Source organism: Actinomadura sp. WMMB 499, from assembly GCF_008824145.1.
GTDB lineage: Bacteria > Actinomycetota > Actinomycetes > Streptosporangiales > Streptosporangiaceae > Spirillospora.
Window position 1 is genome coordinate 8894122 of the sequence record NZ_CP044407.1, and the last position, 25942, is coordinate 8920063.

The 25942-nt window shown below is 71.2% G+C and carries 24 protein-coding genes and 1 pseudogene; 11 read left to right on the forward strand and 14 right to left on the reverse strand.

Annotated elements, in window-relative coordinates; all coding sequences use genetic code 11:
- Positions 1 to 45: 45 nt before the first annotated feature.
- Entirely contained in the window at positions 46 to 1425 is a 1380-nt protein-coding gene (locus tag F7P10_RS40570) for a glycosyltransferase family 4 protein (protein WP_254716273.1), read from the forward strand.
- 148 nt (positions 1426 to 1573) lie between these two features.
- Positions 1574 to 3703, forward strand: coding sequence for an NB-ARC domain-containing protein (locus F7P10_RS40575; protein ID WP_151017319.1), 2130 nt, complete (start codon positions 1574 to 1576; stop codon positions 3701 to 3703).
- A 6-nt stretch (positions 3704 to 3709) separates the two neighbouring features.
- On the opposite strand, the gene F7P10_RS40580 is transcribed toward F7P10_RS40575, so the two are convergent.
- From F7P10_RS40580 to F7P10_RS40590, 3 genes are read right to left on the reverse strand one after another with little or no spacing between them, the layout of a single operon-like run.
- Entirely contained in the window at positions 3710 to 4639 is a 930-nt protein-coding gene (locus F7P10_RS40580) for a carbohydrate kinase family protein (RefSeq protein WP_151017321.1), read from the reverse strand.
- A complete protein-coding gene (locus F7P10_RS40585; RefSeq protein ID WP_151017323.1) occupies positions 4636 to 5274 on the reverse strand; it encodes a hypothetical protein in 639 nt (212 codons plus the stop codon). The genes F7P10_RS40580 and F7P10_RS40585 overlap by 4 nt, the downstream gene beginning before the upstream one ends.
- Positions 5275 to 5285: 11 nt before the next feature.
- The gene (locus tag F7P10_RS40590) at positions 5286 to 6497 is read right to left on the reverse strand and encodes a hypothetical protein (RefSeq protein WP_151017325.1); all 1212 of its coding nucleotides are present in this window, start codon (positions 6495 to 6497) and stop codon (positions 5286 to 5288) included.
- 239 nt (positions 6498 to 6736) lie between these two features.
- Here F7P10_RS40590 and F7P10_RS40595 point away from each other — a divergent pair, with 239 nt between their 5' ends.
- Positions 6737 to 9856, forward strand: a complete 3120-nt coding sequence (locus F7P10_RS40595) for a tetratricopeptide repeat protein (RefSeq protein WP_151017327.1) — start codon at positions 6737 to 6739, stop codon at positions 9854 to 9856.
- 781 nt (positions 9857 to 10637) lie between these two features.
- Here the strand turns inward: F7P10_RS40595 and F7P10_RS40600 are convergent.
- A complete protein-coding gene (locus F7P10_RS40600) occupies positions 10638 to 11147 on the reverse strand; it encodes a DUF664 domain-containing protein (protein ID WP_151017329.1) in 510 nt (169 codons plus the stop codon).
- Positions 11148 to 11314: 167 nt separating this feature from the next.
- Between F7P10_RS40600 and F7P10_RS40605 the strand changes: the two genes are divergently transcribed.
- Positions 11315 to 12244 carry a sensor histidine kinase gene (locus F7P10_RS40605; protein ID WP_176611835.1) on the forward strand — a complete coding sequence of 310 codons (930 nt, stop codon included), beginning with the start codon at positions 11315 to 11317 and terminating at the stop codon, positions 12242 to 12244.
- Between the two features lie 82 nt (positions 12245 to 12326).
- Here F7P10_RS40605 and F7P10_RS40610 read toward each other — a convergent pair whose 3' ends face one another.
- The 4 genes and pseudogenes from F7P10_RS40610 to F7P10_RS40625 all read right to left on the reverse strand — a co-directional run bounded on the left by F7P10_RS40610 (position 12327) and on the right by F7P10_RS40625 (position 16736).
- Positions 12327 to 13154: an enoyl-CoA hydratase gene (locus tag F7P10_RS40610; RefSeq protein ID WP_151017334.1), complete on the reverse strand. Its 828-nt coding sequence runs from the start codon at positions 13152 to 13154 to the stop codon at positions 12327 to 12329.
- A gap of 234 nt (positions 13155 to 13388) precedes the next feature.
- Positions 13389 to 14741: a hypothetical protein gene (locus tag F7P10_RS40615; protein ID WP_218040293.1), complete on the reverse strand. Its 1353-nt coding sequence runs from the start codon at positions 14739 to 14741 to the stop codon at positions 13389 to 13391.
- 137 nt (positions 14742 to 14878) lie between these two features.
- Positions 14879 to 16048 (reverse strand): HAMP domain-containing sensor histidine kinase, encoded by a 1170-nt coding sequence (locus F7P10_RS40620; protein WP_151017336.1) that lies wholly within the window; start codon positions 16046 to 16048, stop codon positions 14879 to 14881.
- 32 nt (positions 16049 to 16080) lie between these two features.
- Positions 16081 to 16736, reverse strand: a pseudogene (locus tag F7P10_RS40625) (response regulator transcription factor).
- A gap of 362 nt (positions 16737 to 17098) precedes the next feature.
- Here F7P10_RS40625 and F7P10_RS40630 point away from each other — a divergent pair.
- The gene (locus F7P10_RS40630; protein WP_151017339.1) at positions 17099 to 17392 is read left to right on the forward strand and encodes a hypothetical protein; all 294 of its coding nucleotides are present in this window, start codon (positions 17099 to 17101) and stop codon (positions 17390 to 17392) included.
- Positions 17393 to 17492: 100 nt separating this feature from the next.
- Here the strand turns inward: F7P10_RS40630 and F7P10_RS40635 are convergent, their stop codons facing one another.
- The 3 genes from F7P10_RS40635 to F7P10_RS40645 form a co-directional block, all read right to left on the reverse strand.
- Positions 17493 to 18080, reverse strand: coding sequence for an IS630 family transposase (locus F7P10_RS40635; RefSeq protein WP_151018142.1), 588 nt, complete (start codon positions 18078 to 18080; stop codon positions 17493 to 17495).
- Positions 17984 to 18580 (reverse strand): winged helix-turn-helix domain-containing protein, encoded by a 597-nt coding sequence (locus F7P10_RS40640; RefSeq protein WP_151008099.1) that lies wholly within the window; start codon positions 18578 to 18580, stop codon positions 17984 to 17986. The genes F7P10_RS40635 and F7P10_RS40640 overlap by 97 nt, the downstream gene beginning before the upstream one ends.
- Before the next feature lie 67 nt (positions 18581 to 18647).
- Positions 18648 to 20549 carry a DNA/RNA helicase domain-containing protein gene (locus F7P10_RS40645; RefSeq protein ID WP_176611836.1) on the reverse strand — a complete coding sequence of 634 codons (1902 nt, stop codon included), beginning with the start codon at positions 20547 to 20549 and terminating at the stop codon, positions 18648 to 18650.
- A 466-nt stretch (positions 20550 to 21015) separates the two neighbouring features.
- Between F7P10_RS40645 and F7P10_RS40650 the strand changes: the two genes are divergently transcribed.
- Entirely contained in the window at positions 21016 to 21372 is a 357-nt protein-coding gene (locus F7P10_RS40650) for a nucleotide pyrophosphohydrolase (protein ID WP_151017343.1), read from the forward strand.
- 169 nt (positions 21373 to 21541) lie between these two features.
- On the opposite strand, the gene F7P10_RS40655 is transcribed toward F7P10_RS40650, so the two are convergent.
- Positions 21542 to 22219 carry an XRE family transcriptional regulator gene (locus F7P10_RS40655; RefSeq protein WP_254716274.1) on the reverse strand — a complete coding sequence of 226 codons (678 nt, stop codon included), beginning with the start codon at positions 22217 to 22219 and terminating at the stop codon, positions 21542 to 21544.
- A 234-nt stretch (positions 22220 to 22453) separates the two neighbouring features.
- Here F7P10_RS40655 and F7P10_RS40660 point away from each other — a divergent pair, with 234 nt between their 5' ends.
- The 3 genes from F7P10_RS40660 (at position 22454) to F7P10_RS40670 (ending at position 24162) form a co-directional block, all read left to right on the forward strand.
- Positions 22454 to 22813 carry a hypothetical protein gene (locus F7P10_RS40660; protein ID WP_151017347.1) on the forward strand — a complete coding sequence of 120 codons (360 nt, stop codon included), beginning with the start codon at positions 22454 to 22456 and terminating at the stop codon, positions 22811 to 22813.
- Positions 22814 to 23108: 295 nt separating this feature from the next.
- Positions 23109 to 23558, forward strand: coding sequence for a GntR family transcriptional regulator (locus F7P10_RS40665; protein ID WP_151017349.1), 450 nt, complete (start codon positions 23109 to 23111; stop codon positions 23556 to 23558).
- A 49-nt stretch (positions 23559 to 23607) separates the two neighbouring features.
- On the forward strand, positions 23608 to 24162 hold the full coding sequence (locus F7P10_RS40670; protein ID WP_151017351.1) for an HD domain-containing protein: 555 nt from the start codon (positions 23608 to 23610) through the stop codon (positions 24160 to 24162).
- A gap of 6 nt (positions 24163 to 24168) precedes the next feature.
- Here F7P10_RS40670 and F7P10_RS40675 read toward each other — a convergent pair whose 3' ends face one another.
- Positions 24169 to 24645, reverse strand: a complete 477-nt coding sequence (locus F7P10_RS40675) for an NUDIX hydrolase (protein ID WP_151017353.1) — start codon at positions 24643 to 24645, stop codon at positions 24169 to 24171.
- Between the two features lie 3 nt (positions 24646 to 24648).
- Entirely contained in the window at positions 24649 to 25395 is a 747-nt protein-coding gene (locus tag F7P10_RS40680; RefSeq protein WP_151017355.1) for a helix-turn-helix transcriptional regulator, read from the reverse strand.
- Positions 25396 to 25575: 180 nt separating this feature from the next.
- On the opposite strand from F7P10_RS40680, the gene F7P10_RS40685 reads away from it, so the two are divergent.
- Both F7P10_RS40685 and F7P10_RS42975 read left to right on the forward strand, forming a co-directional pair.
- Positions 25576 to 25785: a hypothetical protein gene (locus F7P10_RS40685; RefSeq protein WP_151017357.1), complete on the forward strand. Its 210-nt coding sequence runs from the start codon at positions 25576 to 25578 to the stop codon at positions 25783 to 25785.
- Positions 25786 to 25790: 5 nt separating this feature from the next.
- Positions 25791 to 25937 (forward strand): hypothetical protein, encoded by a 147-nt coding sequence (locus F7P10_RS42975; RefSeq protein WP_176611837.1) that lies wholly within the window; start codon positions 25791 to 25793, stop codon positions 25935 to 25937.
- Positions 25938 to 25942: the final 5 nt, after the last annotated feature.

Consider the following 25942-nt stretch of genomic DNA (forward strand, 5'->3'; position numbering starts at 1 on the left):
GACGGGTAACAATGCCGGGACACGCCGCCTGCGAACGAGGTCCCGGTGAGTGAGAACCCGGCCAGCGAGAACCCGGCGGACGAGCGCGCCCGCCGGATGCCGCTGCGGCGCCGCGTCCGGCGGGGAGCGCACCGCGCACTCCGCCGGACGGTGCTGTGGGCCGCGCGCCCCCTGCTGTGGCGGCGGCCGCCCCCGCGGGGCGAGCGGCTCCGGGTGCGGATCCTCCTGCAGAACGCGCACGGCACCGGCGGCACCATCCGCACCGTGCTCAACCTGAGCGGCAGGCTGGCCCGGGACCACGACGTCGAGATCGTCAGCGTCACGCGGAGCCGCGCGAAGCCGTTCTTCCCGCTCCCCGACGGCGTCGCGATCACCTACGCCGACGACCGCGCCGTCCCCCGGCGGCGCCTCGCCCGGCCGCTGTCCAGGCTGCCCAGCGTGCTGGTCCCGAAGGAAGAGGCGTCCTTCCGCTGGATGAACCTCTGGACGGACCTGCGGCTGCTCAGGACTCTGCGGACGGCGCCGCCCGACGTGCTGATCGCCACCCGCCCGTCGCTCAACCTGCTCATCGCCGCGCTCGCCCCGCGCGGCGTCGTCACCATCGGGCAGGACCACATGAGCCTCGGGTCCTACAAGCCCCCGCTGCGGCGCCAGATCCTGCGCGACTACCGGCGCCTGGACGCCCTGACGACGCTCACCGAGGCGGCGCGCACCGAGTACGAGCGGGCCCTCGCGGGCTCGGCCGTCCGCGTCGTCCAGATCCCGAACGCGGTCCCGGACATGCCCGGCGGCCCGTCCGGCCGCACCGGGAAGGTCGTCCTGGCCGCGGGACGGCTCGTGCGGAACAAGCGCTTCGACCTGCTCATCGAGGCCTTCGAGCCGGTCGCGGCCGAGTTCCCCGACTGGACGCTGCGCATCTTCGGCGCGGGCGCGCGGCGCGCCGATCTGCACGCCCTGGTCGCCGAGCGCGGGCTGGCCGGCCGCGTCGAGGTCCGGCCCGCCAGCGCCCGGCTGCCCGCCGAGATGGAGGACGCGGCGATCTACGCCCTCACCTCCCGCCGCGAGGGCATGCCGATGGTCGTCATCGAGGCCATGGCCAAGGGCCTCGCGGTCGTCTCCACGGACTGCCCGTACGGCCCCCGCGAGATGATCGACCACGGACGTGACGGGCTGCTGGTCCCCGTCGACGACGGCGCGGCCCTCACGGCCGCCCTCCGCGACCTCGTCGCCGACTCCGCGCTCCGCGACCGGCTGGGCGAGGAGGCCCGCCGCTCCGCCCGCGCCTACGACCCGGCCCGCGTCGCGGCCCGGTGGACGGCGCTCCTGGCCGGTCTCCGGCCGTCCGGCCCCACGCGCCCACCGGTCGCGCGCGTGCCGGCGGAACGGCCGGCCGCGCACGAGCGAGAACGCGCTCCGCGCCCCTGAGCGCCGTCTTTTCTGTCGTGCCTGACATATCCGTCACGATCAATTGGTCGCGAAACGCCTTGTGTCCGGCGCCATCTTGACTGAACGATCCTTCAACGTATGGTCAAGGCGAGCTTGCAACGAAAGACGAATAACGCGATGTAGGGAAATGAATACGGATTCCGGGTGCGGCGGGCACCTCAACCGGCTGGACGGCGGCGCCTCCGGCTGGGTCATCCAGGCGCGCGACGTCCGGGGCGGCGTCCACGTGCACGCCCCGCCGCCGGGCGTCCCCGCGGAACCGCCGCGGCAGCTTCCCGGCCCAGGGCTCCTGGTCGACCGCACGGAGGCGATCGACGAACTGGACGGCGCGGGCGCCGCCCCGCCCGGCGTGGCGCTCGTCACCGGACCGGCCGGCGTCGGCAAGACCGCGACCGCGCTGCACTGGGCGCACCGGCGGCTCGAGGCCTTCCCCGACGGCCAGCTGTACGCCGACCTGCGGGCCCACGCCGCCGTCGAGCACGCGAGCCCCGGCGACGTCCTCGCCGGATTCCTCGCCGGTCTCGGCGTCGCGCCCGCCGCGATCCCGTCCGGCCTCGCGGCCCGCACCGCGCTGTACCGGTCGCTGACGGCCGGACGCCGGATGCTCGTCGTGCTCGACGACGCCTATTCGGCGGCCCAGGTGACGCCGCTGCTGCCGGCCTCGGCCGACGGTGTCGCGGTCGTCACCAGCCGCTGGCGGCTCGCCGCGCTGCTGGCGCGCGGGGCGCGCGCCGTCCTGCTGCGCCCGCTCGAGACGGACGCGGCGGTGGAACTGCTGGACCGCATGCTCGGCCGCGACCGGATCGCGGCGGAACGCGACATGGCGGCCCGGCTGGTCGAGCTGTGCGGGCGGTCGCCGCTCGCGTTGAGCGTCGCCGGGGCCCGGCTCGCGGCGCGGCCGGGCTGGCCGCTGGCCGAGCTGGTCGGCGCGCTCACCGAAGAGACCCGCAGGCTGGCGGCGCTGACGGCGCGGGACGCGGAGGACGACATGACGGTGCGGGCGGCGCTGGAGCTCTCGTACCGGAACCTGCCCGCGCCCGCACGGCGCCTGTACCGGCTGCTCGCCGTGCATCCGGGCCACACCTACGGCAGCGCGGCGTGCGCGGCGCTGACCGGCGGCCCGGCCGCCGAGGCGGGGGAGACGCTGGAGGCGCTCGCCGACGCGAACCTGGTCGCCGACGCGCCCGGCGCCCGCTACCGCCTCCACGAACTGACCCGGCTGCACGCCCTGGAGCTGGCGGACGCGCAGGACCCGCCGTCCGAGCGCGCCGCCGCGCTGCTCCGGCTCGTGCGGTGGACGGCCGCGGCGGCGCTGGCCGCGAACGCCGCGGCCGCCCCCTACCGGCGGCTGCCGGAGCCGCCGGAGGCGCCGGGCGTCCCGGCGCCGCCGTCGTTCCCCTCCGCCCGTGAGGCGCTCGACTGGCTGGACTCGGAGAGCGTGAACCTGTCGGCAGTCGCGGCGCGCGCGCAGGAAGCCGGCCACCACGAGGAGGCGCTCCTCATCGTGGACGCCGCATGGCCGCTCTTCCTGCACCGCGGCCACCGCGACCTGCGCCTCGACCTCGACCTGGTCGGCCTGGCGGCGGCCCGGTCCGCCGGGGACCGCGCCGCCGAGGCCAAGATGCTGAACCGCACCGGGCTGGCGTGGCGCGACCGGGACCGTCCCGACCGGGCCGCCGAGGACTTCCTCGCCGCCCGCGACATCTGGCGCGAACTGGGGGACCGGCCCCGGACGGCCGGGTCCGAGCGGCGTCTCGGGCTGCTCGAACTGGACCGCGGTGACGCCGCGGCGGCCCGGCGCCACTTCCGCACCGCGCTCGGCGTCCACCGGGACGGCGGCGACGACCGCAAGACCGCGCTCTGCCTGTGCGACCTCGGCGCCGCGCTCCTGGAGGACGGGCACCGCGACCCGGCGGCCCGCGACGAGGCCGCCGCGCTGCTCACCGAGGCGCGGGCGCTCCTGGAAGGAGGGGACGACCCGTACAACCGGGCCCGCGCGCTCGTCCTCCTCGGCCGCGCCCGGGCGGGCGCCCCGGACGCGGAGGAGCAGGTGACGGCTGGGCTCGCCGCGATGCGGGAACTCGGCTCGGCTGCCGGGGTGGCCGGCGCGCTGCGCGCCCTCGGCGACCTGGCGGCGCGGGACGGCCGGGACGCGACGGCGCTGCACCGCTACGAGGAGGCCCGCGCGACCCTGGCCGCCGCGGGGGCGCCGACCAGGGTCCTCGACCGGCTGATCGCCGGACTGCGCGGCACCTGAGCGGGGTCAGCGGTCCCAGCGGCCCAGCGCGGCCCGCGGCCGCAGCGAGCGGCGCAGCGCCGCCAGGTCCGCCGCGGCGAGCGACACGCCCGCCGGCACCCGGTGCCCGATCTTCCAGCCGGCGTGCACCACGCCGCACCGCAGCGCCTCCACCGGGTCGCCCGTCCGCAGCAGCACGTGCAGGAACGTCGCGAACAGCGAATCCCCGGCACCCGAGGTGTTGACGGGCGGGCGCGGCGCCACCGCGTCCACCGTGACCAGGGCCCCGCCGCGCAGCCCGAGCAGCGCGCCGCGCGCCCCCATGCCCACGCCCACCATCCGGCACCGCGGGCGGCGGGCGAGCAGGGCGGCCACCCAGGCGCGCGGATCGCCGACGCGTTCGTGGCTGCAGAACACGATCTCCGCGTGCTCGAGCCACGGACGGTCGTAGGCGTCGTCCGGATCGGCGATGCGGTGCACGTCCACCGCGATCGGGACGCCCAGCCCGGCGGCGTCCGGCACGAGGGGCCGGACGAACCGGGCGTTGGTGAGCACCAGCAGGTCGGCGCCCCGCGCCTGCTCCCGGAGCACCTCGAACGGGTAGCCGGACACGTCGGCCGGACGCAGGTGCGGCAGTCCCATCCGCCGCCCGTCCCGGTCGACGAGCACGACCCCCATCGAGGACGCCGCGGCGGGGACGATCCCCGCGCCCAGCAGCCCGGCCCGGGCCAGCTCGCGGCGGATGAGCAGCCCCGCCCCGTCCCGCCCTACCGGGGAGCACAGCCGCACGTCGTCGCCGAGCCCCCGCTGGACCCGGGCGATGTGCCCCGCCGCGCCGGAGACGCCCAGCTCCATCCATCCGGGACGGGACGACGGCGCGTACTCCAGCGGGAACCCGTCGACCGCGGCCGACACGTACAGGCTCGTCACGCCCGCCACCGTGATCCGCGCGGTCACGAGGCGGCCCTCCGCCGCGCCCCGCCGGCCGGGACGACCGAGATCCGCCCGGAGACGTGCAGGGGACCGGGCCGGCCCCGGTCGGACGCGCCCAGCGTGCCCGCGATGACCACGGCGCCCGCCAGGTCCGCGACCGTGAGGCCCGCGGACGTCCAGGCGAACAGCAACGAACCGAAGGGCCCCGCCCCGACGGGCCCCTCCGCGCAGGGCCATGAGGCCGCGCTCCCGCAGGCGCGCACCGTCCCGCCGCCGCGCAGCGCCGCCGCCGGACCGCCCCGCCCGGCGGCGACCGCGACCCCGCATCCGGGATAGCGCTCCAGCACGCGGCGCAGCCGTCCGGTGCCGAACGGCGGGCGCAGCGCCCGGCCCACCAGCACGTCGGCGCTCTCCCGGCGGGCCGCGGCGGCGGGCGCGTCCAGGTGTGCGACGGTGTGCGCGTCGGCCGCCGCCGGGCTCCCCGGGACGTGGGGCGCGGGCGCCCCCGGGCCGCCGAACAGGACCAGCCGCGGCGCGCGCAGCCGCCCGCCGCGCGGGATGACCAGGACGGCGGGCGTCCCGCCGGGGCGCGGCTCCCGGGCCAGCCCCAGCACCCGTCCCAGCCGGCACAGCCGGGTGATCACGAAGTCCTCGTGCACGACGGTCGTCCTCACTTCAGCAGGAACGGCGGTTCGGCCGGCGGGACCACCGGCACGGTGTCGGGCTGCGGCAGCCGCAGGAGCCGGTACATCACCCGCCGCGTGTTGCGCGCGGACCGTCCCGGCTCGGAGGTGATGCGCTCGGCGACGCGCCGCAGCTGCTCCGGCCGGAACCCCTCCGCGGCCTGCACGAGCTGGCGGCGCAGCGACCCCCGCGCGGTGAGGCGCGGCGCGTCCTCGCCCAGCCGCGCGGCCGGGGAGTCGGGGTTGACGTCCGCGCGGCGGAACCCGCCGAGCAGCACCGGAACCCCCGTCACCGCCCCGTAGACGGTCGCCGACCCGTGGTCCCCGACGACCCAGTCGGCCGCCGCCAGCACCGCCCGCCAGTCCGCCTCCGGCGGCACGAGCCGCAGCCCGCGCCGCAGCGACGCGGCCAGCCACGCCCGGATCTGCCACGTCCCGTGCTCCGCCCAGACGTTCGGGTGCAGCAGCGTCACCACCTGGAACTCCTCGCCCGGCAGTTCCTCCGTGAGCCGCGACCACAGTTCCGGCCGCCGGCCGAGCAGCGAGCCCGGCCCCCACGTGGACGCCACCACGACCAGCCTGCGCCCGTTCCCGGCCCCCAGCGCGACCTGGTAGGACGAGCGCCGGTCCCGGCTGGCGACCAGCGTGTCGTAGGACGGGTCGCCGACGACGGCCGCCGCCGGCAGCGCCTCCGGGCAGCTGCGCGCCAGCGCCGCCCGGTCGTCGCGGTGCGGCAGCGTGATCGTCGAGGGGACGAGCGCGCCGTCGTGGACGAGCCGCTGCGGGTCGAGCCCGTAGACCTTCGGGGCGCCCGCCGCGCGTCCCGCGCCGCGTACCACCAGCTTGTTGAATCCCACGCCGTGCGGCATGACGATCAGCGGCGCGTGCACCTCGTGGACGCCGCCGTGGCTCGCCGCGATGGCGAGGTCGAAGCGCGTCTGGGTGGCCTGCGCCCACGACACGGTCGTGGCGCCCAGCCGGGACAGGAACTCCCGCACCCCCGCGCCGAAGGTGTCGGGTCCCTGCGTGAACACGACCTGCACGCGCAGGTCGCCCTCCAGGAGCCGCGCGGCCTCCAGCAGGCGCTGCCCCGAGGTGATGGTGTGGACGATCAGCAGCACGGTCCGGCACGCGCCCCGCGTCGCCCACCGTCCCGCACCGAGCCCTATCGGCACCCGCCGCCATTCGCTGCCTGACATCGCTTTCGTGCCCCCTTCGCCCTTTTCGGGCTGCCGGTTGTCGCGACCCCACTGCGATGGTCGGGAGCCGAGCTTGCGGCACCCCTTGCGGCGGCACTTGCGGGCGGCTTTCGGAACCCGGCCCATACTGGCCAGGGGACACAGGGGTTACTTGTGGCCAAAGGCACTTGACGCTGGAATGATCGCAACTGTCAAGGTCGGCGCGGATCCAGTATCGGGGGATTCTCGAGGGAGCGCGGATGGAATTCCGCATACTCGGCCCGGTGCGACTGTGGGCGGGCGGTGACCTCCACCCTCCCGGCTGGGCCAAGGAACGCGGCGCCCTCGCCCTGCTTCTGCTCAACCCCGGACGTCCCGTCACCGCCCAGGTCCTGATCGATCACCTGTGGGAGGACGGCGCCCCCGACGGCGCGCGGAACCGTCTCCACACGCACATCGCCCGGCTCCGCGGCCGTCTGCAGGGCCTCGGCGCCGACGTCGGGATCCACCAGGAATCCGGCGCCTACACCCTCGCCGCCGATCCCGAGAAGATCGACTACCACCGCTTCCTGGCCTTGCGGAGCCAGGCCCGCGCGATCGCCGACAGCGGTGACCCGGAACAGGCGATCGCCCTGCTCCGCGACGCCGCCGCCCTGTGGCGGGGCACGCCGCTCGAGGACGTCGACGGCTCCTGGGCCGAGTTCCACCGCCAGATGATCCGGGACGAACTGGTCGACGGCCTCCTCGACCGTCTCGACCTCGAGCTGCGGCTCGGCCGCCACGCGGAAGTCGTCGACGAACTGAACGCCCTCGCCGCCCGCTTCCCCGGCTCCCAGCGCGCCATCGAACTGGTCATGCTCGCCCTGCACCGGTCCGGCCGTTCGGGGGACGCGATCCGGGCCCACGACCGGCTGCGGCGGCGATTGCGGGAGCACGTCGGCGCCGCGCCGGGTCCCGCCCTGGACGAGCTGCGCCGGGGCATCCTCGCCGGCGACCCCGCGCTCGCACCGCCCGTCCCGCCCCCGGCCGCCGCGCACCCGCCCAGCGCGCTTCCCCGCGACCTGCACACCTTCACCGGGCGGTCCGCCGAACTCGACCGCCTCACCGCCCTCGCCGAGCACGACGGCCGCACCGTTCCCGTGCTCACCATCGACGGGATGCCGGGCGTGGGCAAGTCCGTGCTGGCCGTCCATCTCGCCCACCGGCTCGCGGACCGGTACCCCGACGGGCGCCTCTACCTCGCGCTGCACGCGTACGACTCCGACCGCGCACCCCTCACGCCCGCGGCCGCGCTCGAGCGCCTGCTCCTCATGACCGGAGCGGAGCCCATGCCCGGGCCGTCCGACGACGAACCGCTGCGGACGCGGCCGCCGGAAGTGCTCGCGACCCTGTGGCGCAACCGGATGAACGGACGCCGTGCGCTGCTCCTGCTCGACGACGCGCTCGACAGCGGCCAGATCCGCCCGCTCCTGCCCGGTGCGCCCGGCTGCCTCGTGATCGTCACGAGCCGGCGCCGGCTCGCCGGCCTCGAGGGGACCCGTCACCTGAGCCTCGGCGTCCCCGACCCGGACGACGCGGCCCGCCTGCTCGCCCGGGCCTCCGGCGACCGCGTCGCGCCCGGCGACCCCGGCGCCGCCGACGTCGTCCGGCTCTGCGGGCAGCTGCCGCTCGCCGTCCAGCTCGCCGCCGGCCGCCTGCTGCACCGCCCCAGCTGGACGGCCGCCGACCTCGCCGCCCGGCTCACCGAGGGACGCGGCAGGCTCGTCGAGATCCGCGCCGAGGACCGGGACCTGACCGCCGCGTTCCGGCTCTCCTACGAGGGCCTGCCCGAACCGGACCGCGAGGCGTTCCGGCTGCTCTCGCTGCACCCGGGCGCCGACGTTCCCGCCGAGGACGCCGCCGTCCTGCTGGGTGTCGGCCGCGCGGCCGCCGAGGCCGCCGTCGACACCCTGCAGGACCACCATCTGATCAGCGAACCCCGCCGGGGGCGCTACCGGTTCCACGACCTCGTCCGGGAGTACGCCGAGGACCTGGCCCGGCGGGACGACCGGACCGTCCGGGACGCCGCGCTCGACCGGCTCCTCGACCATCGCGTGGCCCGCGCCGCCCACGACGCCCGCCTCGCCGGCCCCGGGGCCCTGCCGGCGGACGCCGTCTCACCGCGGGCCCGGGAGGAGGCGCGCCGCCGGCTCGGCGAGGCGACCGGCGACCTCCTGCGCATCGCGCGGCACGCCGCCGGCAACGGGCGTCCCCGGCACGCCGCCCGCCTGGCGGCCGTTCTGGGCGAGCATCTGGAATCGACCGGAAGGTGGGCCGACGCCGTCCGCCTGCACGACACCGCCGTCGCCGCCTGGCGCGTCCTGGGGGACGACGCCGCGCTCGCACGGGCCCTCGCCGACGTCGCCAAGGTCGCCTGGCGGTCCGGCGAGAACGGGCACGCGCTGGACAGCGCCGCCGAGGGACTGGAGCTGGCGCGCTCGCGCGGTGACCGGCCCGCCGTCGCCGGTTTCCTCGACCAGATCGGCCTGGTCCACTGGCACCGCTCCGAGTTCGACGTCGCCGCCGGCTACTTCGAACAGGCGCTGGCCGAACTCCGTGCCCTCGACCATCCGCTGGGCCTGGCGGACGTGCTCAACCATCTCGGCATCATCATGTGGCATCTCGGCCGTTACCCCGAGGCGCTCGACCGCATGCGCGACGCGCTCGCGATCTACGAGCGTGCGGCGGACGATCGCGGCCGCCGCATCACGCTCAACAACATCGGCGAGGTCGAACTCCACCTGGGCGATCCCGGGACGGCGCTCGCCCACTTCCTGCGCGCCGCCGAGTTCGGGGAGATGTCCCGCCAGCATCTGGCCGCCTGGACGAACAACGTCGCGAACTGCCGGCGCGGCACCGGGCACGCCGCGGAGGCCATCGACCGCTACCGGGAGGCGATGGCCATCTACCGGGAGATCGGTGACCGCCGCGGCGAGTGCGACTCGCTCAACCAGATCGGCGCCTGCTTCGCCGACCTCGGCCGCGAGGGCGAGGCGCTCATCCACCACCAGACCGCGCTGGCGCTCGCCCGGACGCTGGCCGACCGCTTCGAGCAGGCCATCGCACTGTGCGGCATGGGCGACGTGCACCTGCGCGCCGGGCGCTACGCCCTCGCGCTCGCGGAGTACGAGGAGTCGCTGGGCCTCGCCCGCTCGATGGCCGCCGCCCACCAGGAGGCCCGCGCCCTCGAGGGCGTCGCTGAGGTCATGGCCCGGACCCGCGGCCCGGCCGCCGCCGCCCCGCATCGCCGCCGCGCCCTCGACCTCTACGAGCACCTCGGCGTTCCCGAGGCCGCCGACCTCCGCGCCCGCCTGAACCTGGACGACGCCTCCGAAGCCTGACCCGGTCCGTGCGCGGCGCGACGGCGGCCTGACCCGCGAGCACCGCTCCGCCCCGGGCACCCGGCTTCGCGCCGGGCACCCGGCTTCGCGTCGCAGTGGTGGCGATGTCGACGGCGTGGGTCGAGTGCTCGGGCGAGGTGACGGTCTGGTCTGCGGGTGCTACCCCGCCCACTGGCGCCCGATCGCGCGCCGCGGAGGGGGATTCAACGACGGGCATGTCCGGATGGAACATCGCCGGGTGAAACCGCGAGCAGGCTCAAGCTCCAGACTGACGGCGCCGTCGGGCCGGTGAGACGGCGGAGCAGTGGACGGTGGCGGTCCCGGCGGGCGTCGGCCGCCCGCGACGCCGGGGCAGAAATGGGCGATAAGTCCAAATCGAAGGAGTTCGGGACCGACTTTTCAAGCAAAGTCCAGAAATCCCCGACACGCCGCGTGTGGCCGGTACTAGCCTTTCGGGCTTAACGGCGGCCGGTACGTCGGCCGTCCGCATCAAGGTGTCTTGACACATAAGGAGTCCATGTACATGAAGTACATGCTCATGGCCGGTGCCGCGGCACCGATCTTCATGACCGCCGTGATCTCGATCTACGACAGCTTGTCGCAGGTCGTCATCATGTGACGGTCCCGGAGGGTATGACGGGCGGGCGGCATGGGCTTCCAGGCCGCCCGTTCTTCCTGTCTTCTGCGCATTGCCGAGCCGGAGTCGATGGCCGTATCGGGAAATCTCAACAATCCGGGCGTAGGGTTATACCGGGTGTGAATTGCATTCAATTGCGGCCGGTCACGCGCGCTCGGCGAGGCCGCGGACGAACGCCGCCTGGCCGGTGTGCTGGAGGCAGTCGGAGATGACGCTGACGAGGCGGACGCCGAGGGTGACCGGCGGGTCCCAGGCGTTGTCGACGACGGCGGGCAGGTCGGCGTCGGTGATGCCCCCGACGTAGCCGACGGCCATCGCGTGGACGGAATCGTGGTAGCCGGTCAGCAGGTCCGCGGAGTCCACGCGGACGGCCGCGACGTCGTCGCGATCGTGGCCGAAGCCGGTGTCGGACGGGTCGAGGGGGAGCGCGAAGCGCTCGGCCCAGCCGTCGGACGTCCAGCGCTGGGGGGTGCCCGCGACGTCGGCGACGTGGTCGTCCTGAACGCGGGTCAGGTGCCACAGCAGCCAGGCGATCGAGTTCGCGTCCGGATCGGCGCGGAACGCCAGCAGGTCCGCCGGGAGACCGGCGGCCGCGGCGTGCACCTCCTCGCGGATCCGGTCGAAGGCATCGGTGAGCAGTTCGGCACTGGTCATTGACGCGAGCGTAGTGCGGGGAGGCGGCGATTTCAGCTCTCCCGGCCGCGGATGTCGGCGTTCCGCTTGATACTGAACGTGACCGGATGGATCCTTGGAGTGGCGATGACCGCGAGAGGACGGGCGGAGGCGGGCGCCCGCCCGCCGTCATGGGGGAGGGGGACGGGATGGACCGCTCCGCCTTCGTCCACCAGGGGTGCGTCTACGGGGGCGAGGACGAGTTCCTGCGGATGGCGGTGCCGTTCATCACCGAGGGGCTGGAGCGTGACGAACCGGTGCTCGTCGCCACGACCGTGGCCAACATCGGGTCGGTGCGGGCGGCCCTGGGGCGGCGGGCGCACCGGGTCGACTTCGGCGAGACGGGCGCGTTCGGCCGCCGGCCCCAGCAGCGGGTCGCGGCTTTCACCGCGTACCGGCACCGGCATCCCCGCGACGAGCGCGTCCGGATCCTGGCCGAGCCGGTGTGGGCGGGGCACACGCCGCGGCAGGTAGAGGCGTGGGAGTGCATGGAGTCCGCGCTCAACACCGTGCTCGGCGGCACCGGCATCCACATGATCTGCCCGTACGACTCCCGCACCATGCCGGCTCCGATCGTCGCGAACGTGCGGTGCACGCATCCGCAGCTGGTCCACGGCACCGACGTGCGCCCGAGCGGGGGGTACGTCCAGCCGGTCGCGTTCGTCCGGCGGCGCGCCGCCCCGCTGCCGTCCCCGCCCCGCGACGCGGTGACGCTGGAGTTCCGCGGCGACCTCGGGCGGATGCGGCACGCGATCGTGCTGGAGACGGCCGCCCTGGGACTCCTCGGCGAGCGCATGATGATCTTCTCGGCGGCGGTGGGGGAGATCGTCGGCGGGGCCGCGGGCGGGTCCGGGCACCCGGCGGTGGCGCTGTGGGCGCAGCCCGGCGAAGTGGTGTGCGACGTGCGGCTGCCGGTGCCCCTCGACCCGTTCATCGGCCTGCACCCGCCGACGCTCGACCCCACGCCGGGCGACGGCTTCTGGCTCGCCCGACAGATCTGCGACCACCTCGACGTCCGCCCGGGATCGGACGGGACGATCGTGCGCCTGCACACGCCCAGCCCGGCGCCCCGGACGTGAGGTCGGCCGAGGCGGCGCGGCTCGCGTTCGAGATCTCGCCGGTTCACCGAGCGGCGACGGACGTGATGTCCGCGTCGTGTGCTCAGGCCCGGTTTCCGTCCGCGCCCGTGTCGAGGCCGCGGCGGCCGGCGCGCACGACCTCCTCCCTGCGCCGGGACGCGCCCGCCGCCCGGTCGACGCCCGCCGCGGTCCATTCGCGGGTGGTCGCGGCCTCCCGCGCCAGGCCGCCCGCGGTCTCCTCCAGCTCGATCGCGCGGTAGGAGGCCAGCAGGGCCGTGACGGCCTCCGGGTCGTTCGCGGCGATCGCGGCCGCCACCTCGCGGGCGCGGCCGGGCAGCCGCTCGTGCGCGGTGACCTCGGTGACGAGCCCGAAGCGCAGGGCCGTCCGGGCGTCGACGAACTCGCCCGTCAGGCTCATCCGCCGCGCCATGCCGCGACCGACCGCGCGCGGCAGCAGCACCGACAGGCCCCAGCCGGGCATCACGCCCACCCGGGCATGGGTGTCGGCGAAGACCGCACGCTCGGAGGCGAGCAGGATGTCGCAGTGCAGCGCGAACTCCAGCCCGCCGGTGATCGCCGGGCCGTTCACGGCGCCGACGACCGGCTTGCCGGTCGGCCGCCACGGGCAGTGCGCGGCACCGCAGGGCTCGTCTTCGGCCCGCTCTCCGCCGCTCAGCTTGATCCGGGGCCCGGAACCGCCCAGTTCCTTGAGGTCGAGCCCCGCGCAGAAGGCGGGATCCGCGCCGGTGAGGACGATCGCGCCGACGGCCGGGTCGGCGTCGGCCGCCGTCATGGCGTCCCGCAGTCGCCGCAGCATGTCCAGGGTGATGGCGTTGCGGGCCGCCGGCCGGTTCAGGGTGATCGTCGCGATCCCGTCCCCGGTCCGCGTGGTCACGGCTTCTTCGCTCATGGCGATCTCCTCGTTCCGTCTGCGTTCTGTCCGCCCCGGCGATCATGCTGCCGCGGGCCGCGGCGCGTCCAGGACGAGCGCCACGGTCCGGAGGCGAGCGCCGGGCCGGACGTGCAGCGAGCGACCGGGGCCGTGCGCCCTCCGCGCGGCCCCGGTCGCCTCCGTCGGCCCGTGTCGGTCACCCCGTGTCCGTCGGTCCGTGTCGGTCACCCCGTGCGGGTCACTCGAACCCCGTCACCGGGGGCGCGTGGCGTACACCATCCGCTCGTTCGGGTGTTCCGACTGCGACCAGATGACCCCGAGGTTCTGGTCGGTGCCGGTTCCCTCGGGCCAGTGCGAGAGCGACTGGATACCGATCGCCGCGGGCTGGGTCCGGGCGACCTCCAGCTTCCCGGTGCCGGACGTCGCCGGCTCGGTGGTGTGCAGCTCGCTCTCGTCGTCCTCGCCCGCCTCGGGCTTGCCGTGGCTCTCGCTCAGGTACCAGCGGCCGTCGAACCGGGTCGCGCCCTGGACGTTCGTCACCGGCAGGCGGTGCACGGCGGTGGCGTTCCAGGTGCCGCTCTCCCGCTGCTCGGAGCCGTTCGTCGCGTCCGCGATCTCCCAAGCGGCGACGCGTCCGTACTTCCCGTTGCAGTACTCGCCGGCGAGCATGTGGTCCAGGCCGCTGCGGTCGAGGGACGCGTAGGAGAACTTGCCGCCCGCGGCGCCGTCGGTGCACGTCCCCGACTGGTCCCTGACCGCCCGCCACTGCGTGACCTCCGGCATCACGTACCGGTAGCCGTAGCCGTAGAAGACGCCGTCGTGGCGGCCGACCCGGTTCTGGTCGGTGACGTTCCCCTTGTCGCCGGCGGCCTTCAGGTCGTAGATGTGCCGCATGTCGAACACGCGGAAGCCCCGGTTCGTGTCGGGTACGTACAGGAAGTTGCCGTACCAGACCATGCCGCCCGCGTGCAGCGAGTGGCCCTGGCCCGCGGACTGGTCGCCGCGGAGGCTCGTGTAGCTGGCGTTGCCCGAGCCGTTCTCGTACGGGTGGGCGAGCAGGACGTGCCGGTACGCGCCGGTGCCGGGGTCGATGAACGAGACGCGGGTGCCCTTCTGGGAGTTCCCGGTCGAGTCGGCCTTGTGGTACCAGGCGGCGAGGACCGGCCGGTTCTGCTCGCCCCAACGCTGGTCGGCCTGGGCGTCGGCGACCGTGGTGACGCCCTGGGGGAACCACTGCGTGGTGTTGCGGTCGTCCTCTCCGGAGGCGTCGTCCTGCCAGCAGAAGCTCTGGACGACCGAGACCGCGGGCTTGCCGGAGGGCCGGTCGGGATCGGAGACGGCCCCGGAGTCGCAGGGAGCGCCGTTGCGGACGACCCCCTGGCGGTTGGCGTCGGCCATGATGCTCGCGACACCGACGTTGGGCAGCTCGCCGTCCAGTTCCGCGACGTTCCCCTTCAGGTACGCGGAGTTCTCGGGGTCGACCCGCAGCTGGAAGTTCGCCTTGTCCAGGGGCGCCGCGTGCGCGGCCGGCGCGTGGACGACCGCCGCGGCGGCGGCCAGTGCGAGCGCCGAGCCGAGGGCGATGGTTCGGGAGCGATGGGTCACGCGTCCTCCTCACGGCCCGACGCGAACCGGCGCACGGGCGCGGGGAGTCGCGCGGCGGGGGGCGGGCCAAGATCGGTGTTCTGGACGCGATCAACATGGCACAGATCAGATCATTTCGGCCATTACGAAAAAATGTTTCATATTTGGCCGTCTCCCGCGCGGGGCAACCGGACGCGGACGGTCAGGCCGCCGCCCGGCCGCGGCTTGGCGGCGACCGAGCCGCCGTGGGCGGTCGCGATGGCACGGACGATCGACAGCCCCAGCCCCGAGCCGCGGTCGGAGCCCACCCGGTGGTTGCCGAGCCGGCGGAACGGCTCGAAGATCGTCGCGATCTCGTAGGCGGGTACCACCGGGCCGGTGTTGGCCACGGTCAATTCCGCGCACCCGTCGCGGGCGCCCGTCCGGACCCGGAGTTCCCCGCCGTCGCGGTTGTGCCGGATCGCGTTCTCGACGAGGTTCTGCACGAGCCGCTCGACGAGCACGGGATCGCCCTCGGCGGGGGCCGGGCGCAGCTCCCGGTCCGTGCTCAGCTCCCGGGCTCCGGCCTCGGCGGCGGCCTGGTCGAGGACGTGCGCGGCGACGTCCGCGAGGTCCAGCGGGCGCACGTCCGCGACGGCGTTCTCCCCGTCGGCGAGGGTGAGCAGCCCGTCGATGAGCCGCTCGTGCCGGTGGTTGACGGTCAGCAGCGCCTCGCCGAGCCGCTTGACGTCCTCGCCGGCGTCGGGCCGCCGCAGGGCCACGTCCACCAGCGTCCGGTTGATGGCCAGCGGTGTGCGCAGCTCGTGCGAGGCGTCGGCCACGAAGCGCCGCTGCCCGTCGAACGCGTGCGCCAGCCTGCCGAGCATGGTGTCGAAGGTGTCGGCCAACTCCTTGACGTCGTCGCGCGGCCCGGCGTAGCCGATCCGCTCGGTCAGGTCGTGGCCCCGTGCCACCCGCCGCGCCGTCTCGGTGATCGCGTGAACCGGTCGCAGTGCCCGGTCGGCGAGCAGCCAGCCCAGGCCGAGCCCGGCCGCCCCCACGGCGCCGAGCGCGATGGCGCCCTGGGTGAGCAGCGTGCCGAGCGTTTCCCGCCGGTAGGTCGAGCGGGCCTCGGTCAGCGCCCCCTGAACCCGCTCGGACGACATCTCGGCGCCGGACCGCGCCGAGTCCACCCGCCCACCGGGCGGCGCCGACGGGACGGACCGTTCGATCGTGAGCGGCTCGTTCTGCTCCTGCCGCAGGCTGTTCTGCACCAGCAGGTACGTCAGGCCCAGCAGCGCGACGCCCATGCACAGCAGCAGGCCCGTGTAGAGCAGCGTCAACCGCATCCGGATCGTGAGCCGCAGTCGGCGTCGCCGGGTCACGGCATCCGGTACCCCGCTCCCGGAACGGTCTCGATGACCGGCGGGTCGCCGAGCTTGCGCCGCAGCTTCATCAGCGTGACCCGCACCGTGTTGGTGAACGGGTCGGCGTGCTCGTCCCAGACCTTCTCCAGCAGCCGCTCGGCGGACACGACCGTCCCGTCCGCGCGCAGCAGCTCCGCCAGCAGCCCGAACTCCTTGCGCGCCAGGCGCACGTACCGGCCGTCCCGGACGACTCCAGGCGCGCCGGGTCCACCCGGACGCCCGCGCGCTCCAGCGCGGGCGGTACCGCCGGGCGCGCGCGGCGGCCGAGCGCGAGGATCCGCGCCACCAGCTCCTCGAACGCGAACGGCTTGGTGAGGTAGTCGTTGGCGCCGATGCGCAGTCCCTCCACCCGCGCCGGGACGGTCGCGGACGCGGTCAGCATCAGCACCCGGACCAGCGCGCCGGCCTCGGCGACGGCGCGGCAGACGTCGTCGCCGTGCACGACCGGCAGGTCGCGGTCCAGGACGAGGACGTCGTAGTCGTTGACGCCGAGCCGCTCCAGCGCCGCCTCCCCGTCGTGGACGACGTCCACCGCCAGCGCCTCGGCCCGCAGGCCCTCCGCGAGGGACTCGGCGAGCATCGGCTCGTCCTCGGCGACCAGTATCCGCAAGGGTCCGCCTCCTTCGGCGTTCGCGCGGTCCCGGCGCCTCCGGCGGCCGCGCGACCACAGCATGCGGGACGCCGCATAACGCCGGCGTAACCGGAACGCGTTACGCCGGGATAAGCCACGCACCCTCTGCGGAGATCGGACGCAGTCTGAGGAAGTCGCCGAAAGAGCCTCTCACCAGCAAGAACGTCCTAAGGGAGTCGCGGCGAGTCAGAGCAAGTTGAGCCTCGTTGGCTCCCCGCTCTGGCTCCCGTGGCTCCCCAGGCAGCGAGGAGGCGACCCATGTCCCCTCAAATCACCGAAACCACAATGACCGTCGTCCTGGACGGCGAGACCATCGCCAGCGGCACCCACTCAGACTGCGGATGCCACGTCACGAGTGGTCGCATCCACTCGACCGCAACGCCGCGCTCACGGCCCTGACGCTTGCCGAAGTGGTCATTACCCATGACGAGACCGACTCGTGCGTCTTGGAGCGGCAAAGGAAGCTGGCTATGGTTGACCGGCTCCCACAGATCAAAACAGCGCTCGCTGTCGTCACGGTCGCCAGCGTGAACGCGATCATTTCGTATCGCCACGCCCACGTACTCGCCCACTCCAACCGCGAAGCAAGCACTACCGCGCGCCTCGTCTCCTGCACAGTGAACGGCTTCATCTGAGCAAGCCTGGACGACCCAGGCTTGTCCAAGCCCGGTCGCGCCTTGATTCCGCAGCCGGGCCATATCAACCACCGAACGCCGACGATCTACCTAACCAGAGTTAATTGGTGATGGCGGTGGTGAGGGTGAGGCCTGTGGGGGCGAGGCAGCCGTCGATCACGCCGGGGTGGTGCTGGATGACCTTGAGCCGGTGCTTGATCATGCCGGCGAGGTCGTCCAGGTCGGTGGCCAGGAAGTTGACCATGGAGCGTTTCAGCAGCGACCACACCGTCTCGGCCGGGTTCAACTCGGGGGCGTAGGCTGGCAGGTAGAACACCGTGAGCCAGTCGGCGTGGGCATCGATGAACGCGCGCATCGCCTTGGAGTGGTGGATGCCGAGGTTGTCCCAGACCAGCACGATCTTGCCGCCGGGAAGCTGCTGGTGGGCGGCTTGGAGCATGCGCTTGTACTCGGCGAGGGTGAAGCCGGCGCGTTCGTCTTTGCGGCGGCGGTAGCGGTGGATGCGGTAGATCAGCCGGGAGCGGTGGCCGGGCCGGTAGCAGACCATTCCGGCGATCGAGACCCGCGAGCCGTGCTCGCCGCCGTGCACGCTCACCCGGGGTCGGTGTCCCCGGCGGCTCCAGGTGCGTCCTTTGGGCGGCTTGAGCCCCTGACCGGCCTCATCTTCGAAGCAGATCCAGGCGCCCAGGTCCGCCGCGGTGTTTCCACCTGCGGCCACACCTGCTCTTTCCACACCTCGATCGCCCGGTCGTTGCGTTCGATGGCGCGGCGTCCGGGGACCTGCACCGACCAGCCGTTGCGGCGCAGCAGCAGCGACACACCCGGCCGGGTGTAGTCGATGCCGAACAGCCGGCGGATCACCTCGGCGACCCGGTCCAGCGTCCACCGCTGGTCATGGGCCCAGCCGTGCGCGGCGGGGCCGCGGTTCAGTTCGGCCTCCAGCTGCGCGAAGGCCGCCTGGTCCAGCCGCGGGCGCCCGTGCGGACCCTTGGACCGCAGCGCCTCGGCCCCGCCCTCGCGCCAGGCCCGCCGCCACTTCTCCACCTGCCGCAGCCCGACCCGCAGATCGGCGGCGATCCGGGCGTTGGGCCGCCCTTCGGTGAACCACTGCGCGGCCTGCATCCGTACTTGTTCTCGTTTGTCACGGCCGACGGCGGTCATCCCGCCGCCCTGGGGGTATCTGGCCATGTCACCGGCATACGCCCACACCGACGGTCCGTCGACTTACCCGGCCGCCATCACCCAATAACCCTGGTTAGAAAATCTCTCCCTGCACACCAAAAGACGGCCCGGCAGGGCGATGCCGTTTACGTAGCTCCTCAAGCGCCGGCCCAAGAGGCGGGACACCGAGATCGGCGAACAATTGACGAGTATTAGCGTCAGTTGAGTACAAGACCATGCCGCGCCGGCCTCGAGTGGCGAGGACACGATAGACATTCGGGACTATGAAGCGACGCTCTACACTCCTGGTGTTACTGTCCTTATTTTTGACGGTAACCCACCTGTCACCTTGCCACGTGTAATCATAACCCATAATGACACCTGCATAGTCCCACTCGAAGCCTTGGGCTGTGTAAATGCAGCCGACCTGCTCAAATCCCTCCACATCAGTTGCCCAAGATTCAGCAGCTGGAACACCTTTTCGCCTATTTCCGCGCGCAGCATTCCAAGGTTTTTTCCAATCATCGATAATAATATCGTCAACCAACTTGCCATTCACATACTCTTTAGTCCAATCCCAGCACAGTCCCGCAGTGATACGGGCAGAGCAGCCGACCAACTTTTGTAGTCGCAGATACTCTTCCATCTCGCCTGGCGTGTTCGCACGGTACAGACGAAACTCGCCGCGATAAGTCCAGGGACTCGGCCCCTTGTTGTAACCCAAGAGGTCCTCGACCCAATCAACGTACCCCGGGAACAGGTCATGCCGAAACTGGCGCCCCAGAGAAATACAGTGGATACGGTCCGCGGTGATGCCAAGTTCGAGGGCCGCCTCTCGTATCTTGTCAGGAGCACTCACCTCGTCTTTCACGACCCATTGTTGGGGATCTAGCAAGAAGACCGGTACTCTGGCAGCACGGATTAGTTCATGGAGCTGAGGGGTGTCCGACCGCTCTTCGCGCGGCGTACGCTGCAGATTCGATGTTTTACGCATCCGATGCGCCTCATCACATATGAGAACGTTGAGCTGATTCGGTTTCCGTCTACGATGGTGATGAAAGAAGGTAAATACTTCAGAAACAGACGAACGCCTGCCTTTGACATGCCGCCGCAAAGCCCCTGTGAAAGCGTTGCTACTGGATGCATGCACGACTGAACTGCCAGCACGACTAAGCATACCTAGCAACTCAACACCCAGGACTGATTTGCCGGTCCCGGGCCCCCCAGTGACGATGAATACTTGCTTATTATCCTCGCTGAACTTTGAATCGACTGCCTGGAAGACCATATCGACTACCTTCCTCTGCTCATCGAGCAGAGGAAAAATCGATCGGAGCCGTACGGCTTGGTCTACTTCGCGCATGAAATCATCGCTCGGACGAACATGTGCACGATCTATATCGCGCACATAAGACTTCGCTCCCTTAGCGCATAGAATTCCTACGAGGAAAGCTGCAAATCTTGCCCTTGCCTGGTCATCTGAGCCGAAAATTTCGATTCCCCGAACATCGGCCCGAAGTTTACAGCGAGCAGGAAGAATTGTTTTGATCTTGCCGGTGGGAGCGTTGTGAAGATTGACCACGCCATGAAGTTGCCCACACAGCATGGGCAAGTACCGATCCAACGCATTGCAGTAGTCCCAAATCTGCTCGGCGGGATGCTGGCTGCCCTCTCTCTTGTTGGCACCTGGGTGTCGGACTCGTTCCAAATTGCTATCGAAAGTCGCCCAAGACCATTGTTTGTTCTCCACGGCAACAACCGAAAGTTCGCCAGAGCGAGGGTGAGATCCCACCAGCAGCATGTCGATGCGTGCGTCGCTTGACAGGGTGCTCATCTCCAGGAGCACCATCACTTCGCCCAGCCCAACGCGCTCGAGGATCCGAGCCACCGTCTTAGGACTGGCCCGCCAGGACGCCTCTTCAGAGGCACTGACGTTCGCTTGATAGATCTTCTTGGCCTTGCGACGCAGAGTCTCGACGAGGTGCTCCTCGTCCATGCTTGCCAGCTCACCGGCCGTGCACGCCAGCAAGTACCGCGGCTTCATGATCGTCTTCCTAGCAGTCCGGGTTCGGTCTGAGGGTGAAGACTAGTCAGGTGCACCGACAAAACCGCTCAACCTGGCCGGATACACCAGCCGCGAGCTGCCGGCCTCTACGGACGGTGCCTCACGCTACTCGATCTGGCCAGCACGGCACACTGCCAGCTATGCACCTGCTCGACATGCCAAGCTACCGCCCGACTGCGCGACGCAGCCAGTACAGAGGGAGCACACAGGCCCGACATTTCCAGCAAAAGGTGCAGGTAGTCAAACGACTTCGACCAGCACAGACTGTCAGCTCATGCGAAGCTTACATGCTTACAGCAAGCTGATCGACAGCTAAAAGGGACCATCTGGAGGCTGGCCCCCGTTCTACCCGGCATGTCGCCCCCTAGCACTATCGATCGGCCGTATGCTAGTGCATATGGAGGACATCACGCAGTTGACTGAGGCCTTGCGGGCGTTCACACGGGAGCGAGACTGGGAGCAGTTTCATACCCCCAAGAACCTAACAATGGCCCTGGCAGGCGAGACAGGCGAACTACTGGGGATCTTTCAATGGCTGACCCTCGAAGAGTCAGAAGAAATAATGAACAACGAAAGCACTGCAAGGCTTGTCCGCTCAGAGATCGCTGACGTCTTCATTTATCTTACAAGACTGGCCGACGTTCTGCAGATAGATCTATTTGAAGCCGCTCATCATAAGATTAATGAGAATAGGCAGCGCTACGACGCGTGTACCTATCGGGGGGTAGCTCACAAGGCCCCACCTCTCACCTAAGCTCAAGCCGCCTCGCTGGAGGTCTACCGCCGAACGCGTGATCACCCACGGCGAGGACGACTTGTGCGTCATCGATTGGCGCAATGAGTTGTCCCACTGACAGGCACACTCAGTAAGACGAAGCCCCTCACTTCCATGTGGAGTGACCGGGAGGCTTCGTCGTGTCGAGTTACGCGACCGGCGCCCCATTCACCCAGACGCGTTCGAAGCTTTCCAGGTACGTGCTCGCCATGTCGCCGTCCTCGGCGCGGCGCACATGCAGCACCGGCGCGTGGGACGCGGCGATGCCGTAGGCGTGCGGGTTGATCAGGAGATCGTCATCGGCTCGGTAGATCGAGTTATAGAGCACGGTGTCGTGAAGCCGGAACTCGACGTCCTCGATCTCTCGGAGGGCCTTGTAGTGGACGAGAACGTTACGGATCTTCGCGGCGAGTGACTCGCCCACGCCCTCATTGCTCCCTCGTTCGGCGACATGGGCGCCGTCCGGGTCCCCGAGCAGGATCCGGGTCCTGACTCCCGCGCGGGCCCTCTCGGCGGGCGCGCGCAGGATGCCGGTGTCCTCGGCGAGGAAGAGCCCGGCGTAGACGAGCACGCCGATGTCCGTTCGGGCGTTGCGGAAGAGTTGGTGCCAGACCGTACGAGGGACGGCCCAGCGGTGCGGGTAGGTCGTCCGGATCTCGGCTACCGGCGGCTCGTCCCGGAGGTCCGGGACGGCGAGTTGGGGCCACAAGTCGGCTTCGTCGCGGCCGAGCAGGGCCGCAAGCCGTGCGCGGTTGCGCGGGTAGGGCGCCCGTCCGGCGACCCACCGATGGACGGTCTTCGGGTCGACGCCCAAGCGAGCCGCCACGTCGGCTTCGGTCAGCCGAACGTCGACAAGGGCACGTCTCAACAAGTCGTTCACCGGACCTCCCGGAGATGCAGGCGAGAACGACGCTAACAGAAGACGTCCCAAGACGTCCCTAGTTGCCGCTGGAGAGGTCCCACGGCTCGGACGAGGCTCTTGGACATGGCCACAGGTGCCGCATCCGCAGTCGCCGGCCCGTCACCCCCCAACCGCGTGACCTCGTGTCCAGGAGGTTCCATGTCCATCGATCAGCCTCAAGAGTCCGTCGCCGAGCCTGGCGCCGTCTCCGGCTTGAGTGCCGCCGAGACGCAGTTGGCCGTCCTCACGGTCCGCTTGCAGGTGCAGCGATTCAAGGTCGAGATGACCCGCGAAGGGGTGCGGGTCCGCAACGAGGACGCCGCCGGGTGCTGCCCGGACAACCCGGTGCCGTCCGACCTGATCACGTGCCGTCCGTACGACCGGGACGGCGGTCACCTCTGGTTCTTCGGCTCGGACGGCGAACCGCTCGCCGAAGCCGACCGCGTCACGGACGCGATCGTCCGCATCAAGGGCAGGCTCGCGCGGCGTGACTCGATCCCCATGGAGTGGGGGCGATGAGTCGGCATGTCGGACGTCACCGGCGCACCCGGCGCCCGTCACCGGTGAGCCGTCAGTACCCCCAGACCGGCGCGGTGGGGCGGTGGGTTCCCGCTTCCCCCGTTGGCGGGCCATCGCGCCCCGTCGCGCCGCCCACGCCCGCGCCGCGCGTACGGGACAAGGGCGGTAGGCACAGGCGCACGTACGCGCGGCGGCTCATCGGCGCCTTCGTGGATCTCGGGTGAGCGCCGGTCACGGTGAATTGGGGCCCGGAGCGTTCGCTCCGGGCCCCACCTGTGGGCATCGGGGGGACGAGATGACCGCTTGGGGTGCCTACCGCGAGATCGCGTCGGCTCTCCGGGAACGGGTCGTGGACGGGACCTACCGGGCGGGGACGCCGTTGCCGGGAGAGCACGAGTTGAGCAGAGAGTTCGGCGTAGCCCGCAACACCCTGCGGCGCGCGCTGGACGTGCTCCAGGACGAGGGCTTGATCGTGGTCGTCACGGGCGTGGGGAGGTTCGTGCGTCCCGTCTCATCGCAGCGGGCCCGCCCCATGTACGAGCGCGTCGCTGCTGATCTGCGGGCACAGATCGAGAGTGGCGCGCTCCCGGACGGGACGGCTCTGCCCAGTGAGGCCCGGATCTGCGAGCGCTACGGCGTCGCCCGATACACCGCACGGCGGGCGCTCGCTGAGCTGGAGGCCGCCGGGTTGGTCGAGTGCGTGCGCGGCAAGGGACGCTACGTCCGTCGAGACGTCCCCAGATGATCCGTTCACGTCCGTGGATGTCCGGCGTCGGGCCCGTAGCGTCGAAGACATGAACAGCGAAGCCATGTGGGCCCGAGAGATCGCACGTCACCACCTTGAGAACCCATTGCCGCGCCGGTGGGCGCACACGCAAGGCGTTGCCCGGCAGGCTCGGACTCTCGCCCCGATCCTCGGTGACCGTGCCGACCTGCTTGAGGCCGCCGCGTGGCTGCACGACGTCGGATACGCCCCCGATCTCGCCGTGACCGGGTTCCACCCGCTGGATGGGGCCCGGCTCCTGCGGGACGTCCACGGCGCCGACGAGCATCTGTGCCGACTCGTGGCACATCATTCGTGCGCGGTCGTGGAGGCTCGGGAGAGAGGTATTGCGGACGCTCTCACGGCAGAGTTCGGCAACGAGGCTCCCCAACTCACCGACGCACTGATCTACTGCGACATGACCACGAGCCCGGACGGCGACGAGTTGCCCGTAGAGAAGCGGCTTTCGGAAATCCTGTTTCGGTACGGTGACGGTCACCTCGTCACCCGATCCATCACCATGTCGTCGCCGCACCTCATCGAGGCCGTGCACCGGGTGCAGGGCGAATTGTCCGCCCGCAGGTGAGCGTACTCAGGTGACGACCGGCTGGTCCCGTTCTTCCAGGAAGTGACCGATGCGGAGTCGCATTGAGCGGTCCATCTGCCGGTCCGTGGCCTGCTCTACAGGGACCCAAAGGACTTCGCGAGATTCATCACTAGTCTGAGGTGCCCCGCCCGTGGGGCGTGCCGTGAGCAGGATCGAGAACTCTTGCCGAACCTCGTCGTTGCTCGTGTAGTGGATGACGTGCTTGGGGTCGGAGTAGATCCCGACGATTCCGGTGATCTCGCAATCGATCCCGGTTTCTTCTTTCGTCTCGCGGACGGCGGCTTGCGCGACGGATTCGCCTAGGTCGATCGCGCCGCCGGGGAGTGCCCAGTTGTCGTTGTCGGTTCGGCGGATCATGAGTATGTCGCCGTTGGCGTTGGTGACGACGACGTTCACGGACGGGACGAGGCTGTTGGCCTTGGGCGCGTTCGGGTCGTCGTAGTAGTCGATCCTGCGGGCCATGCGTCAGTCCCCCTGCGGTAGCGGCTTCGCGCCTTCCCAGATGCGTTCGAAGCTGGTCCGGTAGGTCGTCACCAGTTCGCCGCCCGGAATCTGCTTCAAGTGCCAGAACGGCGCGTTCGATGCCGGGACGCCGTAGACGTGCGTGTTCACGAAGAACTGGTCATCGGCGTAGTAGATCGAGTTGTACAGGACCGTGCTGTGCAACCGGATCTCCACGTTCTCGACGGCCTGTAGCGGCTTGTACAGGACGAGGACGTTCCGGATCTTCGCGGCCATCGAGTCGCCGATGCCCTCGTCCACGCCGCGTTCGGCCACCTGGGACGAGTCGGGATCGCCGAGCAGGATCCGCACGCGGACGCCCTCACGGGCCTTGCCCGCGAGGATGCGTTGGGCGCCGGCGTCCTCGGCGAGGAATAGTCCACTGTAGACCAGGACGCCGATCTCGTTCCGGGCCTCGTTGAAAAGACGTCCCCAAGCGTCCCTAGGGACGGCCCAGCGATGCGGATAGATCGTGACGATTTCCGTGCTGGACGCCGAGGTGACTTGTTCCTTGGTGAGCGCGTCCGGCCAAAGGTAGGTCTCGTCCACGCCGAGGTGCGAAGCCACTGCATATCGCGTGCGCCGGTACGGTGTCCGGTTCTTGGTGATCCACCGTTCTACCGTCTTGGGATCAACGCCGATCTGTTCGGCGAGCGCCTCGATGGTCAGTCCGCGTTGCAGCAATGCGGCGCGTAGGCGTTCGTTCGGCATTCACCCGTCCGAGTCCCGGGACGTCTTAGGACGCGGTCAACCCTATGAGGACGTCATGAACACGTCCAGTCATGTAGTGATCTCGTCCCCCGCGTCGGGCGCACTCTCTTTTCCGTAAGGCAGCACCGACCGCCCGAGCCGCCCCCGCCGGACACGGCCTTACGGAGAGGAGGGATCGTCATGTTCCTCGTCCTGGCGTCGATCATTGCCGTCTTCCTCGCGGGTGCCGTGTCCGGCATCTTCGCGATGCTCGTCCTCGGCATCCACGCCGAAGAGCGCCGCGCCATGCGCGTTGACGTCGGCCCGTCCCGCAGCGGTGCCGCTTCGCGTCGCGTGCTGTCCACCCGGACGCGCAGCGACTTCCCCGACGGTGTGAAGGCGGGGCGGTGATGCCGATGCGCGTGCCCCGAGTCATCACCGGCTTCTCGTGCGTGTGCGGCGGGCGCGTGGAGCCCGGCAACCGGCGGTGCCGCAAGTGCCGGGCCCGCGCCCGCTGGCAGCGCCGCAAGCGCGGGTCCCGCTACCCCGATCTCTGGCTGTGAAGGGA